General features: G+C 50.7%; 17 protein-coding genes and 1 pseudogene. 11 read left to right on the top strand and 7 right to left on the bottom strand.

Annotation, left to right across the window (positions count from 1 at the left end):
* Positions 1 to 30 precede the first annotated feature (30 nt).
* Positions 31 to 1,161: a class Ia ribonucleoside-diphosphate reductase subunit beta gene (gene nrdB, locus BJJ97_RS11145; RefSeq protein ID WP_095993972.1), complete on the top strand. Its 1,131-nt coding sequence runs from the start codon at positions 31 to 33 to the stop codon at positions 1,159 to 1,161.
* Between the two features lie 3 nt (positions 1,162 to 1,164).
* Positions 1,165 to 1,425, top strand: coding sequence for a class I ribonucleotide reductase maintenance protein YfaE (gene yfaE / locus BJJ97_RS11140; RefSeq protein WP_010284079.1), 261 nt, complete (start codon positions 1,165 to 1,167; stop codon positions 1,423 to 1,425).
* A gap of 117 nt (positions 1,426 to 1,542) precedes the next feature.
* On the opposite strand, the gene BJJ97_RS11135 is transcribed toward yfaE, so the two are convergent.
* Positions 1,543 to 1,893 carry a hypothetical protein gene (locus tag BJJ97_RS11135; RefSeq protein ID WP_095993971.1) on the bottom strand — a complete coding sequence of 117 codons (351 nt, stop codon included), beginning with the start codon at positions 1,891 to 1,893 and terminating at the stop codon, positions 1,543 to 1,545.
* Positions 1,894 to 2,468: 575 nt separating this feature from the next.
* Between BJJ97_RS11135 and BJJ97_RS11130 the strand changes: the two are divergent.
* From BJJ97_RS11130 to BJJ97_RS11105, 6 genes and pseudogenes are all read left to right on the top strand, one after another.
* Positions 2,469 to 2,672: pseudogene (locus tag BJJ97_RS11130) on the top strand (hypothetical protein); the annotation flags it as partial.
* A 16-nt stretch (positions 2,673 to 2,688) separates the two neighbouring features.
* On the top strand, positions 2,689 to 3,036 hold the full coding sequence (locus BJJ97_RS11125; protein ID WP_095993970.1) for a hypothetical protein: 348 nt from the start codon (positions 2,689 to 2,691) through the stop codon (positions 3,034 to 3,036).
* Positions 3,037 to 3,557: 521 nt separating this feature from the next.
* Positions 3,558 to 4,925, top strand: a complete 1,368-nt coding sequence (locus BJJ97_RS11120) for a hypothetical protein (RefSeq protein ID WP_095993969.1) — start codon at positions 3,558 to 3,560, stop codon at positions 4,923 to 4,925.
* A 159-nt stretch (positions 4,926 to 5,084) separates the two neighbouring features.
* Complete coding sequence (locus tag BJJ97_RS11115; RefSeq protein ID WP_095993968.1) at positions 5,085 to 5,963, top strand: hypothetical protein; 879 nt, start codon at positions 5,085 to 5,087, stop codon at positions 5,961 to 5,963.
* Positions 5,964 to 6,241: 278 nt separating this feature from the next.
* The gene (locus BJJ97_RS11110; RefSeq protein ID WP_095698795.1) at positions 6,242 to 7,156 is read left to right on the top strand and encodes an SPFH domain-containing protein; all 915 of its coding nucleotides are present in this window, start codon (positions 6,242 to 6,244) and stop codon (positions 7,154 to 7,156) included.
* Positions 7,156 to 7,611 (top strand): NfeD family protein, encoded by a 456-nt coding sequence (locus BJJ97_RS11105; RefSeq protein ID WP_095993967.1) that lies wholly within the window; start codon positions 7,156 to 7,158, stop codon positions 7,609 to 7,611. The genes BJJ97_RS11110 and BJJ97_RS11105 overlap by 1 nt, the downstream gene beginning before the upstream one ends.
* 37 nt (positions 7,612 to 7,648) lie before the next feature.
* Here BJJ97_RS11105 and cueR read toward each other — a convergent pair whose 3' ends face one another.
* Positions 7,649 to 8,056 carry a Cu(I)-responsive transcriptional regulator gene (cueR, locus tag BJJ97_RS11100; RefSeq protein WP_039502918.1) on the bottom strand — a complete coding sequence of 136 codons (408 nt, stop codon included), beginning with the start codon at positions 8,054 to 8,056 and terminating at the stop codon, positions 7,649 to 7,651.
* Positions 8,057 to 8,173: 117 nt separating this feature from the next.
* Here cueR and copA point away from each other — a divergent pair, with 117 nt between their 5' ends.
* A complete protein-coding gene (copA, locus tag BJJ97_RS11095) occupies positions 8,174 to 10,894 on the top strand; it encodes a copper-exporting P-type ATPase CopA (protein WP_095993966.1) in 2,721 nt (906 codons plus the stop codon).
* A gap of 95 nt (positions 10,895 to 10,989) precedes the next feature.
* Here copA and BJJ97_RS11090 read toward each other — a convergent pair whose 3' ends face one another.
* Together BJJ97_RS11090 and BJJ97_RS11085 are read right to left on the bottom strand one after the other, a co-directional pair.
* The gene (locus BJJ97_RS11090; protein WP_039312292.1) at positions 10,990 to 11,421 is read right to left on the bottom strand and encodes a type II toxin-antitoxin system HicB family antitoxin; all 432 of its coding nucleotides are present in this window, start codon (positions 11,419 to 11,421) and stop codon (positions 10,990 to 10,992) included.
* 22 nt (positions 11,422 to 11,443) lie between these two features.
* Entirely contained in the window at positions 11,444 to 11,626 is a 183-nt protein-coding gene (locus tag BJJ97_RS11085) for a type II toxin-antitoxin system HicA family toxin (RefSeq protein ID WP_039485998.1), read from the bottom strand.
* 185 nt (positions 11,627 to 11,811) lie between these two features.
* Between BJJ97_RS11085 and BJJ97_RS11080 the strand changes: the two genes are divergently transcribed.
* Both BJJ97_RS11080 and ybaK read left to right on the top strand, forming a co-directional pair.
* Positions 11,812 to 12,630: a TraB/GumN family protein gene (locus tag BJJ97_RS11080; protein WP_095993965.1), complete on the top strand. Its 819-nt coding sequence runs from the start codon at positions 11,812 to 11,814 to the stop codon at positions 12,628 to 12,630.
* 70 nt (positions 12,631 to 12,700) lie between these two features.
* The gene (gene ybaK, locus BJJ97_RS11075) at positions 12,701 to 13,180 is read left to right on the top strand and encodes a Cys-tRNA(Pro)/Cys-tRNA(Cys) deacylase YbaK (protein WP_095993964.1); all 480 of its coding nucleotides are present in this window, start codon (positions 12,701 to 12,703) and stop codon (positions 13,178 to 13,180) included.
* 107 nt (positions 13,181 to 13,287) lie between these two features.
* Here the strand turns inward: ybaK and BJJ97_RS11070 are convergent, their stop codons facing one another.
* From BJJ97_RS11070 to BJJ97_RS11060, 3 genes are all read right to left on the bottom strand, one after another.
* Positions 13,288 to 14,670, bottom strand: a complete 1,383-nt coding sequence (locus BJJ97_RS11070) for a glycoside hydrolase family 28 protein (RefSeq protein ID WP_095698790.1) — start codon at positions 14,668 to 14,670, stop codon at positions 13,288 to 13,290.
* A 281-nt stretch (positions 14,671 to 14,951) separates the two neighbouring features.
* A complete protein-coding gene (gene yjiA, locus BJJ97_RS11065; RefSeq protein WP_095993963.1) occupies positions 14,952 to 15,938 on the bottom strand; it encodes a GTPase in 987 nt (328 codons plus the stop codon).
* A gap of 16 nt (positions 15,939 to 15,954) precedes the next feature.
* Complete coding sequence (locus BJJ97_RS11060) at positions 15,955 to 16,158, bottom strand: YbdD/YjiX family protein (RefSeq protein ID WP_005976130.1); 204 nt, start codon at positions 16,156 to 16,158, stop codon at positions 15,955 to 15,957.
* Positions 16,159 to 16,262: the final 104 nt, after the last annotated feature.

Below are 16,262 nucleotides of genomic sequence, written 5' to 3'. Positions count from 1 at the left end.
AATGCTCCCGGCATTTTTTTGGAGAGACTCATGGCCTATACCACTTTTTCACAGAATAAAAATGACCAACTGCTAGAACCCATGTTCTTCGGTCAATCGGTTAACGTTGCGCGTTTCGATCAGCAAAAATATGAAATTTTCGAAAAACTGATCGAAAAACAGCTGTCTTTCTTCTGGCGTCCGGAAGAAGTTGACGTGTCCCGCGATCGCATCGACTATCAGGCGCTGCCCGATCATGAAAAGCATATCTTCATCAGCAACCTGAAATACCAAACGCTGCTGGATTCGATTCAGGGACGCAGCCCGAACGTGGCACTGCTACCGCTGATTTCTATCCCTGAACTGGAAACCTGGGTGGAAACCTGGGCTTTCTCGGAAACTATTCACTCACGTTCCTACACGCACATCATTCGTAATATCGTGAACGACCCGTCGCTGGTGTTTGACGATATCGTGACTAACGAAGAAATTCTGAAGCGTGCCAAAGATATCTCCAGTTACTACGATTCGCTGATCGAGATGACCAGCTACTATCATCTGCTGGGTGAAGGGACACATCAGGTTAACGGCAAGACTGTGACCGTGAACCTGTATGCGCTGAAAAAGCAGCTGTATATCTGTCTGATGAGCGTAAACGCGCTGGAAGCGATTCGCTTCTACGTTAGCTTCGCCTGCTCGTTTGCTTTTGCGGAACGCGAACTGATGGAAGGCAACGCCAAAATCATCAAGCTGATCGCCCGTGATGAAGCGCTGCACCTGACAGGTACGCAGCATATGCTGAACCTGATGCGTTCCGGCCATGACGACCCAGAAATGGCGCAGATTGCCGAAGAGTGTCAGCAAGAGTGTTATGACCTGTTCGTGCTCGCCGCTCAGCAAGAAAAAGAGTGGGCTGAATACCTGTTCCGCGACGGTTCGATGATTGGCCTGAACAAAGATATTCTGTGCCAATACGTGGAATACATTACCAACATCCGCATGCAGGCGGTTGGGCTGCAGCTGCCGTTCCAGACGCGCACTAACCCAATCCCGTGGATCAACGCCTGGCTGGTGTCCGATAACGTACAGGTCGCGCCACAGGAAGTTGAAGTCAGCTCTTATCTGGTCGGTCAGATCGATTCAGAAATTAGCGACGACGATCTGAGCGATTTCCAACTGTAATCGATGAGCAATCCAACGATCACACTGCGCACATCCGGTGCGCAGTTTTCCTGTTCAGACGACGGCCCTTCCCTGCTGGATGTGCTGGAATCCAACCGAGTCAGCATTGAATATCAGTGCCGCTCCGGCTATTGCGGTTCCTGTCGGTTGCGTCTGGTAAAAGGCAGAGTGGCGTATCGTCAAACTCCGCTGGCCTGCATCCAGCAGGATGAGATCCTTCCCTGCTGCTGTATGCCGCAGGGCGACATCGAACTCGATATCTAGCGAAGAAATTAGCGAAATGATATGGCGAAGTTCGCCAATGGAAACAAAAAACCATCATTTTGCAGACGCAATTTTTTACTATAGCGGACACCTTATTGCAGCGCGTCCGCCATATATTTACTTTTCAGCGTCTTTTTCAGTGGATTTCAGGTATTGCAGGACATCTTTTTTAATTTTTTCCTGATTAGAGTATTTCCACTCTTTCCACAACTCTGGATTATCAAGATAGACTTCCGAGCGGAGACCATAGTCTTGAAGCACAACCCATTCTCTCAGTAGTTCTTCATCGCGTTGTTGCAGGAAGCGCAGTAACTCTATCAGCGTCAATGCGGTAGCAGGAAAGTTCGTTGTTTTCCCTTCAAGATATTTCCATAGCGTAGCTCTGGGCAGGTTCATCATCGTTTGCAGAACCCCCTTCTCAATTCCCATTTTTTCAAAGGTCTCTTTGAACACATCCGCATCACTCATAACACTTATCGTCTCCAATGCGGCGAAAAAATAGCGCCAACAAAACATGATCTCTATCAATAAAGGATACGTATTTTATCTTATCGCCTGAGCTCTTTCCAGTAGAGGGCGATTAGCCCTTGAGTTTCAAGATATTACTTAAGACAAAATAACTTCACATTAAAACAACACAGCAAAAAATAAATCCATTGAAGACAAAAATAAAACTCCAATGAAGATGAGCAATATTTAAAAACCGAATAAACAGGATAAAAGTCGAATATTTGTGATGTGCAGCACACAAATCTGAGCGTATAAATCAACTCCATTGAAGACAATGGCTCACTCATGGAAGTCATTGATAGAGCTATCATGAAAAAATGATGCTTATCATTCGCTGTGATTGCCGCAAGCATTCCATTGATAGCTAAACAAATCTTTAATTACAATGAGTTAGATTCATAAAATACTTATTTCGCGGCACATCCTGACATTCAGATATATGCACCTTGGATCGGGAAACCAGTACTGGATGTCAGCTCTCGACAGAGTCAATAAGTAGGGACAGTTAGGTTAATCATAACAGAGCAAAGAATATGAAAAGAATCGCTGTAATCGCCCTCGGCGCAGTCACGTTTGGTCTGCTAGCCGGTTGTTCCTCCCAAGCTTCACGGATGGCGGAATGTGAAGCACAAGGCATCAGCCGCGACGCCTGTTACATCGCGGAAAAAAACCGCCAAGCTACAATTAATGCCAGTGCGGAAAAGCAGGCGCTGGAAAACGCAGCGCACGCGGTACGATAAGGAGTTTACCCATATGAAAAACGGAACAGTAGCGATCGGCATACTAGTGCTGACTGGGTCTCTGATCGCTGTAACCAGTTACGGTACGGTATTAGCGGGTACGCCACATACTGATCATTCTTCTCATCAAGCCGTAAAGGCCACGCAGAAGAATATGACCAAATCCTCTTGGGCGGGCTTTGGCATCAAAGTGATTCGGGAGAAAGACGGCATCATCACCGTCGATGGAAAGCCCGCAGCCTTAGATGAATCGAGTAAAGATGCTCAGGTTTACTCTCAAGGGCTAAACACGCTGATTTTCTACAAAACGGGAAGAGTCGTGTTAATGCGTAACGGACAATTTGTTGGAGACTTGAGGTAACTTTCTGCGTGAGTGGCTTTTTGTTATTGGTTATTTGAGTGTGACACCATCAGAGGTTTTGCTCAGCTTCCTCTGATTGTCTGATAGAACGTATTTCTCTTTGTGGTTTATCTTTCCTGGTGATTTGCCCTTTATCTCGCATAAAGGGCTTTTTTTTAACTCGCTCATGAAAAAACGCGAGGCATTCAGCATGCCATGACGCCCCTATAAAACCATCAATAAGTCATTTAAAAGACTCAAATGACAATTATCATTTTCCGTCAAAAAAAAATAGATAGCCTGCAATGAGAAATTGATTTTCACCATTCCAAAAAACCATCCCTCACCTTACCCCTCATTTAAAACCCTTAAAAGAAATTAAAATCACTAACTTTTCAATCACTTCATTAAAACACATCAAAATCACTAAAAAAAGACTTGAGAATCACTACTTGAAGAGTAGGATTCGCAACATCAAAAGCCATTGGAAACCCTTAGGGGGTTCAAGGCTTATTTAATTTTTTCTTTTAGGAAGAATGAAGATGAAAACCAATACCACCAAAACATTGATCGCTCTGGTTGTTACCGTTGCTGTTGCACCTATGAGCGCAGCACATGCTAGTAACGTTGATGTGAATAACTTTCTTGTGAAAGCACACGGTGAGAATTTTCAGGAAGCGGTGAACGCCTACGATAACCTTAACCAGCGTGACCGAATGGTCGTTGATGGGATTGCAGATAAAACAGATTTAGGCGGGAAGTTCTTAGACATTAAAGGCGCAGCCGATCAGCTGGCTCACACTCATACAGCCCCGCAGGGTTGGGACTCTTCAAAAACACAGGCTTTCATTGACGCTGCTAACGGTAAAAATGGGATCGACGGCGCAGCAGGTAAAGATGGGGTTAACGGTAAAGACGGTGTTAACGGTGCGGACGGTAAGGATGGCGTGACCACGATTATTACCAAAGTTGAAACCGATACCGCCACACAAAATCAGGTTAAAACCAATACAGCGGCCATTACGAAACAGGACCGCACAAATGATGTTCAGACTGGTCAGATCGAGGTGACCAACCTGCGCATTAATGAAGACCGCGCCAGTATTGCGGCAACCAATGCCCGTCTCACTGGCGATGAACTCACGCAAATGAACCGCGATCGTACTGCTAACCAGCACATGCAACCTGTCGTGGGTCACGATGGTGTTAACGGTAAAGACGGTGTTAACGGCAAGAATGGGATCGACGGCGCAGCGGGTAAAGATGGCGTGACGACGGTTATTACCAAAGTTGAAACCGATACTGCCACACAAAACCAGGTGAATGTGAACAGCGATGATCTGAAAGGTTTGCAACTGCAACAGGCGAACCGCGATCGTACTGCTGACCAGCGCGTACAACCTGTCGTGGGTCACGATGGCGCTGATGGTGCGAACGGTAAGGATGGCGTGACGACGGTTATTACCAAAGTTGAAACCGATACCACCACGAAACAGCAGGTCAGTAACAACATGACATCGCTCCGCGCTGTACGCACTGAACAGGATGCACAAGGGGAATTTGTACAGCGTCAAGTAACGGTCAACAACCAACATTCAGAGCGTCTCACTCAGGACTCCGCCGACATCGCTCACAACAGCCAACGCATTGACCAGAACGCGAAACGTATTGATGAGACTAAAGAGGATCTGAAACGTGGCCTGAATAATGCCGCGGCCATGTCTTCACTACATTTCAACGGCAACCGTGATTCATGGGCGCTGTCTACGGGTTCAGCGAATGGTGAAGGTGCTGCATTGGCTGGTGGTATGCAAAAATCGCTGACTGAACACACTGCGGTAACTGTCCAATACTCTGATTCATTGTCTGGTGGCTACATGGTCGGTGCGGGTATCCACGGCGATTGGTAAGCCATCATCGACTCTTTTAAAAGGCTGCCATTCGGTGGCCTTTTTTATTTTCTTCTTATCAATGATAACGTGAAGACTTACCTCGCACTGGTAGTTAAAGCACCGTTGAAACTTTTCGTGCTATTCTGGTGCGGGTAGACAAAACAGGAAATCTATAAAATGTCACACGTTTTTCTTGAATTCGCAAACATCGATCCAGGGGTTAAGACTTTGGAAGATCTGCACTATGTGTTACGCAAAGATGATGACACCGCTTTTTCAATTAGCCCGGAAGTTGCACAATGGTTCAAGCAAACGTTGCAGGCATTCAAAGGCCAGAAGCTCACGCTGCTCAAAAATTGTCGCATTGCTTTTGCCGATGGCGCGGAGTTTGTAGAAATTGATAATAAAGGCAACGTGCAGCCAGTGACCAGCGTTGCACCGGCCTGGTACCCCGATCGTGGTGAATTCCTGCGTGAGAAATGGCTTATCAACAAAGAAATGCACGATCAGAATATTGTTGAATTTCTCCGCAACTTCCTGGAAATGTACCCTAACGTGAAAGATCGCAGGGTTCACGGCAATCTGCTGTTTGATCTGCAACTGGATAAGATCGACACGGAAAAGTCTGCCGAGCACACCAAACCGCCAGCAGGGAAGATTGGGAATAAAAACAGATTATCGACTCAGCCAAAAGTGAATGACCTGAAGTCGTTCGACATGTTCAGCCAGTTCTATTCAAATCTCGCCAAGGCGGTTATCACTAACCAGTTCCCTACCATGCAGGTTTTGACCGGACAAGATAACCTCACCAAAGCGTCTACACCGTTGAAGGGTGCGGTCCGTACCTGGTTCAAGGCTATCACTGGTGAGCTGCCACCGAACAATAAAAAGGTTGAAGCGGGTCACGCAGAAGTGTTTTGCGCACCGATTCAGACCTCGCTACAGCAAATCACAGACTACGGATTAGAAAAATATTACGCTGAGCTCTCACAAGCTATCCAGCAGGCGGGAGATCTCACACTGGATAAATTTGAATATCCATTCCCGAAGCAATAAGACATCCACCACTTTAAAAGGCTTCCTATCTGGGTGGGCTTTCTCTTAGCTCACTTATGAAAAAACGTGATTGCTTCAGTCGTCAGTCATGGCGCAACGTTATTACCTATTATCCTTTTTCTACTGTATTGACGCTGCAATCTGACGAAAAGATAGGCTTTGTTGGGCGAAAGCGTTAGAATGCATTCGCAAGAAAAGAAAATAAAACCATCCCTTTCAAATAGTTAATAATCACTATTACGAATAAACACACGTAAGCGCCATTGGAGGTGAAAACTATGTTTACCGTCATTCCTATTTTGATCTTTGTTGCACTCATCATTGTCTGGTCAGGCATCAAAATCGTACCTCAGGGATATCAATGGACTGTGGAACGGTTTGGTCGCTATACCAAAACGCTGATGCCGGGGCTGAATCTGGTCGTGCCGTTTATGGATCGCGTTGGTCGTAAAATCAACATGATGGAACAGGTATTAGATATCCCCTCTCAGGAAATTATCTCTCGCGATAACGCCAATGTGGCCATTGATGCCGTGTGTTTTATTCAGGTGATCGATCCCGCGCGGGCCGCCTATGAAGTTAGCAATCTGGAACAGGCTATCGTGAACCTCACCATGACCAACTTCCGTACGGTGCTGGGTTCCATGGAGCTGGATGAAATGCTGTCTCAGCGCGATAGCATCAACACCCGCCTGCTGCACATTGTTGATGAAGCCACGAACCCGTGGGGCGTGAAAATCACCCGCATCGAGATCCGCGACGTACGCCCGCCTGCTGAACTGATTGCTGCCATGAATGCGCAGATGAAAGCAGAGCGTAACAAGCGTGCCGACATTCTGGAAGCCGAAGGGGTGCGTCAAGCCGCGATCCTGAAAGCCGAAGGGGAAAAACAGTCGCAGATTCTGAAAGCCGAAGGCCAGCGCCAATCCGCCTTCCTGGAAGCAGAAGCGCGTGAGCGTGCGGCAGAAGCAGAAGCACAGGCGACTAAAATGGTGTCCGAGGCCATCGCAGCAGGCAACATTCAGGCGATTAACTACTTTGTTGCCCAGAAATATACCGACGCCTTGCAGCAGATCGGCTCCTCCAATAACAGCAAAGTGATCATGATGCCGCTGGAAGCCAGCAATCTGATGGGCGCTATTGGCGGGATTACGGAGCTGATTAAAGACAGCAAAGATAGCCGAGGTCAATAATGGGCATTGAACTGGTGATGGAAAATGCGCACTGGTTCTGGCTGTCGCTCGGCGGTCTGCTTTTGGCCGCCGAAATGCTGGGTGCCAGTGGCTATTCGCTGTGGAGCGGTTTATCGGCAGTATTGGTTGGGCTATTAACGTGGGTGATGCCGCTGGGGTGGCCATTACAGGGAGCGATTTTCGCCATCCTGACGATCGTTACGGCACTGCTCTGGTGGTATTGGCTGCGTAAACGAACGCTGTCACGCCCACAATCGATGCTCAACCAGCGCGGACAACAGTTGGTTGGCCTGCGCGCGACGCTGACCGACCCGGTGATCAACGGTTTCGGCCGGGTAAACATCGGTGACAGCAGCTGGCGTGTGAAATCAGAACAGGATCTGCCCGTCGGCACGCAGGTTGAAGTGATTGCCATTGATGGTATCACGCTGCATGTGCGCCCGATTGAGCACTAACATAACGCATTATTTGGGGGAGCCAGTCTCCCCTTTATCACTCTTTTCTCTTTTGACAACAGCCCGCCAGATTATTGATTATCGGACAGTCTGCGCCCCCATCCCCCGGACACTGTTCTGCCAGTGCCAGTAAATGTTCACGCATCGTTTTCAGCTCTTCGATATGCATCTCGATTTCCTGCACTTTCTGCAAGGTTCGCGCTTTTACATCCGCACTTCGCCGCAGCGGATCGTTAAATAACGTAACCAGCTCTCGGCATTCATCCAGATTAAAGCCGACCTGACGCGCCTGACGCAGCAGCGTCAGTTCTTCGACGTGATGCTCGTCGTAGCTGCGGTAACCATTTTCAGAACGCAGCGGCGTAGTCAGAAGTTCTTTCTCTTCATAGAAGCGAATGGTTTTACTGCTAAGACCGGTTTTTTTTGCAACATCACTGATATTCATGATTTCCCCCTTGACCCTCCCCTTGCTAGAAGGTTTACCTTATCCAATAACTAGTAGAAATCAGATGGCCGGTCAACGTCTTTCGCCGCCGGCTGTGATCACGGGAGAAAAATTACTATGTCACAAACCGTCTTGTTGTCATTGCAGGGACTGACCTGCGGACACTGTGTCCAACGCGTTAAAAAAGCACTGGACGCGCTGCCTGCGGTCGAACAAACCGACGTCACCCAACAGTACGCCAGCATCAGCGGCGACGTTGATTCCCAGACGTTGATCGACACCATTGAGCAGGCTGGCTACGAGGCACAGCTTGCTACCACGCCGGATGTGTCCCTCCAGCTTTCCGGCCTGAGCTGCAATCACTGCGTCGCCGCTACGCGCAAAGTGCTGGAAGCGATTCCCGGCGTCGTGGCAACGGATGTCACCAAAGAGCAGGCAACCGTGTATGGCAACGTTGCGACCACGACACTGATTAGTGCCATTGAAGAAGCTGGCTATCACGCCAGCGTGCAGGAGAACGTTCACCCAAAAACTGAGCCGCTGGCACAGGTAGCGATGACGCCGGAAGCGCTGCCAGCGGCCGAGAATACTCTTCCGGCAACAACACACGCCACCCGCGATGACGACAGCGTGCAGCTCCTGCTTCAGGGCATGAGCTGCGCCAGCTGCGTAAACCGCGTACAGACGGCGCTGCAAAACGTCAGCGGCGTCACACAGGCGCGCGTCAATCTAGCCGAACGCAGCGCGTTGGTTAGTGGTCATGCCGAGCCGGAAGCACTGATTGCTGCCGTTGAGCAAGCGGGCTATGGCGCGGAAATTATTCAGGACGAAGAAGAACGCCGCGCGCGCCAACAGCAAACCTCTCAACAGGCTATTCGCCGTTTCCAATGGCAGGCCGCGCTGGGCTTGCTGCTTGGTGTGCCACTAATGCTGTGGGGCGTGCTGGGCGGCAGCATGAGCCTGACGCCGGAAAGCCAAACGCCGTGGCTGGTCATCGGTATTTTGACGCTGGCGGTGATGGTGTTCGCTGGCAGTCATTTTTACCGTAACGCCTGGCGCAGCCTGATAAATGGCGCCGCAACCATGGATACGCTGGTCGCGCTGGGAACAGGTGCCGCCTGGCTTTACTCTATTACCGTTAACCTGTGGCCGGATCTTTTCCCGATGGCGGCGCGTCACCTTTACTACGAAGCCAGCGCGATGATCATCGGTTTAATCAACCTCGGCCATGCGCTGGAACAGCGCGCCCGCCAACGCTCTTCACGGGCACTGGAACGGCTTCTGGATCTGACGCCCCCCACCGCTCGCGTCGTAACGCCGGAAGGTGAGAAATCTATTCCGCTGTACGACGTGCAGTCTGGCATGACGCTGCGCCTGACAACCGGCGATCGTATTCCTGTCGACGGCGAGATTTTGCAAGGCGAAGTGTGGGTGGATGAAGCCATGCTGACCGGGGAACCGATCCCGCAATCCAAAACGGCTGGCGATACGGTTCACGCAGGCACGCTGGTTTCCGACGGCAGCGTTCTCTTTCGCGCAGACGCGATCGGCAACCAAACCACCCTGTCGCGTATTATCCGACTGGTCAGGCAGGCGCAAAGCAGCAAACCCGCTATCGGCCAGTTGGCGGATCGTATTTCTGCCGTGTTTGTTCCCGTCGTCGTGGCCATTGCGCTTCTCAGCGGCGCAGTCTGGTTCTTCGTGGGGCCACAGCCGCAGATTGTCTACACGCTTATTATCGTCACGACCGTTCTGATCATTGCTTGCCCCTGTGCACTTGGGCTGGCAACGCCGATGTCGATTATTTCCGGCGTCGGACGAGCAGCGGAGTTTGGCGTGCTGGTGCGTGATGCCGATGCCTTGCAGCAGGCCAGCAAGCTGGATGTGCTGGTGTTTGACAAAACCGGTACGCTAACCGAAGGACAGCCACGCGTTGTGGCGATTCATACCTTCGGTGACGTGACAGAAGAACAGGCACTGGCTTGGGCGGCTTCGCTGGAGCAAGGCTCAAATCACCCACTGGCAAAAGCGATTCTTGAACGAGCAGAGGATTTGACGCTCACGCAAGCCGAACAGTTCCGTACGCTGCGCGGCCTCGGTGTCAGCGGCGAGATCGGCGATGCCCACCTGCTGTTAGGGAATCCGGCGTTGCTCAAACAGCACCAGGTCGATATCACCGCAGGCGAAACGCTGATCAATGAACAGGCTCAACGTGGTATCACGCCCGTACTGCTTGCGGCGGATGGTCACATCATTGCGGTGTTTTCTATCCACGATCCGCTGCGAGCAGATAGCGTCAGCGCCTTGCAGCGTCTCCACCAGCAGGGCTACCAGCTCGTCATGCTAACGGGAGACAATCCGCTCACGGCGAAGAGCATCGCGAAAGACGCGGGTATCGATCAGGTGATTGCTGGCGTGCTGCCAGACGGCAAAGCGGAAGCCATCAAAAAGCTACAGGCTCAAGGCAAACGCGTTGCGATGATTGGCGACGGCATCAACGATGCGCCGGCACTGGCGCAGGCCGATGTCGGCATTGCGATGGGAGGCGGCAGCGATATCGCGATTGAAACCGCCGCCATCACGCTGATGCGCCACAGCCTGCACGGCGTCGCCGATGCGCTGGCGCTCTCCAATGCCACGCTGCGCAACATGAAGCAGAACCTGCTGGGCGCGTTTATCTATAACTCGCTGGGGATCCCAATTGCCGCGGGCGTACTCTACCCGCTGACTGGAACGCTGCTCAGCCCGGTAGTAGCCGGTGCCGCTATGGCGCTCTCCTCCATCACGGTGGTCAGCAACGCCAACCGCCTGCTGCGTTTTAAACCTAAAAGTCAGTAATGCAAACGCGGCGCGCCTCAACAACGCGCCGCGTTTTCCTTTGCCGAACATCATCGTGATTTTTATCGCTGGCAACCAGACCTATTCAACCGCGCTTACTCTAGTTCATGGCGTGCAGCTTCGGCCAAAAAATGGCTGCGATCGCGATAAGTACCCGGCTGCTCTCGTACGCGATTATCAATACGCTGTATCAACGTATCGGGAAGAGAAATGTTCAATCGCTGCGGCTTTCCTTCAAAAGCTGATAGATCGACATCCAGCACGAACCAACTATCATAGTCCGCAAAATCTGGCATCGCCGCATAGATGAGGTGTCCAGCGTCGTTAAGTCGTCTAATATCCAGATTTCCGCGACTCACGGCTTCATCAATAAGGGTTAAAATCGCTTCCCGCGCCATGCGTGCAATCTCTTGTTGGCTGTCTGCCGCAGAGAAGCAGCCGTAATCATCAGTACACAACGCCGGAACGATCAGCCCATATGCCGTAGCATCATCTTTTGGCGTTTCAACACCGACTGAAAAAAACATATTGCCTCCGAAAAGGCGGGGATCAGATCCCCGCCATTTTTTTGATGGATTTGACAGTGCCAAGTGGTAAATCCTTTTTTGGATGCGGCACTGGAAACGTTTTTCCAGTAATGGGTGACCACCATATTTGGTGACTCCCGCCGTTATGCCGTTTGCACTCACAACCTGCCGCTGCCAGCTCCTTTATCAGGTCGGTTGATTTCATGTATCCTCCTAACCTGATTTTTATTATACACACCAATACACACTCATCAATATTTACGTATAGAAAGAATCGATAGGAAGTGAGTAGCCAAACACGTAGGCTTCCGTGCCCTTAGGAGTGGTATACCTTGTATTGTTCCGCATCTAGCGTTTAGCATAGTTATTCCACATCAGGAGACGGAATCAATGGGGCAACTGCTGCGTAGAATCGCGACTTTTCTTGGCTTTATCTCACCGCTGGCTTACGCCTACCCGGCGATAGACGTTCAGCTTGCCAATGAACGGCAACTGCATCTGGTCGGCAGTATTCATATGGGTAGCAAGGATATGGCACCGCTGCCCGATACGCTGCTGCAACAGCTCCGGCAGGCGACCGCACTTATCGTCGAAGCCGATATATCCGATTCACATTCCCCCTTCGGACACAATGACGCCGAGCCGCCGCTCGTACAGCGCCTCAGCCCGGAAAACTACCGTCAGCTGCAAAAAATCTGCGAGTCGCTCTCTTTCGATGAGAGCAATATCAGTACGCTGCCGGCCTGGCAGGCCGCGCTGATGCTGCAAGCGAGACAGGCGCAGTTGCTGGGCTTACGTCCCAACTACGGCATCGATTATCAGTTGATTAACGCCGCGAAATCTCACGGTATTCAGATTATCGAATTGGAAGGACAGCAGACGCAGGTTGATTTGTTACAACAACTGCCGCAGGGCGGCCTGCTATTGCTGGAAGATACGATTAAACACTGGCGCACCAACGCGCATTTGCTACAAACGATGGTGGGCTGGTGGCTAGACAGCAGGCCTGGCAAATATACGCCGGATATCCCCACGACATTCAGCAATGAAATGACCGACCTGCTGATGGGTCAGCGTAACCGCCGCTGGCAACAGCAGCTTCAGGCGTTACCACCCGGAAATTACGTCGTGGCCGTAGGGGCACTGCATCTGTATGGCGATGAGAATTTACCTACGCTGCTCACAAACGGTCATTCAGCAACCCCTTGAAAGAACATGCTATGACGCTTAACGACGTCCGCAAGATAAAACCCGCTACAGGGTTAAGGATAGTGAAATCATGACACCCGCAGTCAATCTGCTCGAAAAGAACAAGGTCGCCTTTACGCTACACAGTTACCATCACGACAGCGATGAAACCAATTTTGGCGAAGAAGCGGCCAGAAAGCTGGGGCTGAATAAAGAACAGGTGTATAAAACGCTGCTCGTTTCTCTGAATGGTGATGCGAAAAATCTCGCGGTGGCCGTTACGCCAGTCGCTGGCATGCTGGATCTCAAGAAAGTCGCTCGCGCGCTGTCGGCTAAAAAAGCGGATATGGCCGATCCGATCATCGCTCAGCGTGTCACGGGTTATCTGGTAGGTGGAATCAGCCCGCTGGGGCAGAAGAAACTGTTGCCGACCGTGATTGATGCACCGGCGCGCCAGTTCGGTACTATTTTTATTTCCGGTGGTAAACGGGGGTTGGATATTGAGCTGTCGGCTGACGATCTGGCACGCCTGCTGCGCGCCACTTTTGCAGATATCGCAAAGCATGATTAATGCCCGCCATTAAACGAACATAACCAGCTAGGCGATGAGCATCAAAACGAAGCAGATAGCAGAGGACTCCACGGCCAGTGTGTCCCCTGCTACCGCTTCATGATCGATTACTGATCGACTTTCGCCCCTTTATCCAACTGCATCACTGGGCCTTCTTTCACATTCAGCGTCAGGCCTTTGGTTTGCAGCTCCGCATTCCTCACGCGAATGCCTTTATCTGCATCGATACGCACATTATCAAAGTGGAAACCACTGAGCGGCGCTTCCGGTACGCCGATAATGTACGCGGCGGCCTTGGTCTTACCGGTCGACTCCAGATTCTCGATCGTCACATTGCTGAAATGCGGCGTCTTGTACTGATCAAACGGCTGCTCTGGATCGGTATCTGGCGGGTAAATCTGCTCACCCATCGTGAAGCCACCTTCGGCCAGCATCTTGTCTACTTCAGCCTGCACAATCGGCGCGGCTTTGTAGTAAGCGGCAAAGACTAGCGGGATTTCAACATCCACCATTTTGGTATTACGGTAGGTGATGTTTTTCACTTCGCCGCCTTTACCACGATGGGTTTTAATGCGGATACCGTACATGGAACCTTCGAACTGGTTATTTTCCACCAGCACGTTATTCACACCACCGGAGGTTTCGCTGCCGATAGAGATGCCGCGCCCCTGCTTCAGGATATTGTTGGCGATATAGATGTTATCCACAACGCCATTCGGGAAGCGGCTATCCGGCTTCTCGGCTTTTATCGCGATGTGGTCGTCATTACAGTCGATATAGTTATTGGTAATACGGATATTCTGGCTGTCGATCGGGTCGATAGCATCAGTATTTGGTGCATGCCACGGCGACAAAATCCGAGTACCGTTGACATCCACATCATGCGAGTAGCGCATCACAATGTGGAAGCTCGGAGAGTGAGTGAGCGTGACGCCATCCACCAGCACGTTATTAGAGCTTTTGATATAAATCAGACGTGGACGGTCGGTGCCACCTTTCTTACCGGTTGCACGAATGTTCTCACGCCAGCGCTCCCACCAGACAGCGCCTTGCCCATCAATAGTGCCCTGCCCGGTGATAGCCACATTCTGTGCATCGGCAATACTGATAAAGGGAAGCCAGCCATTTTCCGCTTCAGCGTACTTGGTTTTTTCCGTCGCGCGATACGCCGCTTCTTCGGTCGACGCGACGATGGTCGCATCTTTTGCCAGATCCAGTCTGATGTTACTTTTCAGGAACAGCGGATCGACCAGATAGTTACCGCGAGGAACGTGTACCGTTCCGCCGCCGGCCGCAGCACAATCATCAATCGCTTTCTGGAAAGCTTGAGTATTCAGTGCGATCTGTAGGCGGTGGCCTTCGGCCCCGTATTGCGTTACGTCACAGGTTTTATCGGGAAATTTCACTGAACTGGCCGCTTGTGCGGTGCCAGCTTGAATACCCAACGTGATGCAGGAAGCCATTAATGACAGGGCAAGACCACTACGCATACTTAACCTCACTAAAAAATGAAATATCGTTTTAATAAAATACCACTCCTATTCCATTAAAAAGCGAGAGGCGATCACGTTTTGGATGTATTCGTAATAATTACAATAAGGTAGGAATTTTTTCGTGCAATTGCACGATTCACATTTTGCTGATCTACTAATGACAGAGATCGCACCTGTCAGGCAGTGCGTCGCGTAAGCAGATCAAGTGAGGTAAAAGAAAGTAAGATCGAGGGAAATGGTGCTGGCCTGAGCGACCAGCACAGAGAAGATAAAGGGCGTTATGCCGTCAGGCGAGCGAAAGCGTCACGGATTTCCTGTTCAGGTAAATCCACACCGATAAATACCAGCACGCTCTTTCTTTCTTCATCAACGTGCCATTCTCTGTCCCAGTCGGCGCTGTACAAGCGCTGAACGCCCTGAAACAGCAGGCGACGGTCATCACCGTTGATGGCCAGAATGCCTTTATAACGCAGCAGATTGTCGGAGAATTGCAGCAGCAGGTTTTCCATCACATCGGAAACAGACTGAAGCTCAACCGCCTTCTCGAGATACACAACAATCGATTGCACGTTATTTTGCGTAGGAGCAACAAAGCGAAATACGGGCGTTTTCACGTCCAGCTTGTCACTGAGGACAAAGCCATCGATGTTAAACAGCACGCTCAGATCGATATCGCCATGTACCACAGGATAGATCGGTGCACGCGCATTGATGCGCTGAAGACGCGGTAGCAGCGTTTCGTCTTCGCTTGCCACGTCGGTTTTGGTTAGCAGTATGCGATCGGCATAGCCAATCTGCGACTGAGCGATAGTGAACTGATCGAGCTGTTGCTGCGCATGTACTGCATCCACCAGCGTGATAATCCCGTCCAGAACAAAGCGTTCACAGATAACTTCATGCGAGAAGAAGGTCTGCGCTACCGGCCCCGGATCGGCCATACCGGTGCATTCAATGATGACATGATCGAAATCCAACGTGCCGTTATCCACGCCATCAATCAGATCGAGCAGCGCATCGGCCAGCTCATTGGACTGCGTACAGCAGATGCAGCCGTTGCTCAGCGTCGTAATCTGGCTGGCACGTTCGCCGATTAGCGAATTATCAATCGGGACTTCACCGAATTCGTTTTCAATCACGGCAATCTTGTAGCCATGATCGGCATTCAGGATATGCCGTAATAAAGTCGTTTTTCCTGCGCCGAGAAACCCGGTCAGAATAGTGACATACACGGGTTTCGTCACATCAGAGGATAAAGGTTGAGTCATAACAGGTCCCAAGTCGTTAACAGCAACGCATCCCGCCTTTGCCGTCTCCGCCGTAACGCGCCTGCTGGCGTTCACGGAAGAATTCTTCGTACGTCATCGCAGGTTTATCCGGGTGATTAGTCTGCATATGCTGCACATAGGTATCATAATCTGGCATACCGACCAGCATACGCGCCGCCTGGCCCAAATATTTTCCTGCTTTTCCCAGATTGCCAAACATCATTACCTCCAGACCATCGCCTGCAATAGCGGCTAGATAAAAAATACCCTGTATAACGTTATACATTATACAGGGTATCTGTACCCGTCATCTTTCACGTTCAG

The sequence above is a fragment of the Pectobacterium polaris genome, from assembly GCF_002307355.1.
Taxonomy (GTDB): Bacteria; Pseudomonadota; Gammaproteobacteria; order Enterobacterales; family Enterobacteriaceae; genus Pectobacterium; species Pectobacterium polare.
This window is presented reverse-complemented; position numbering and strand designations above follow the sequence as displayed.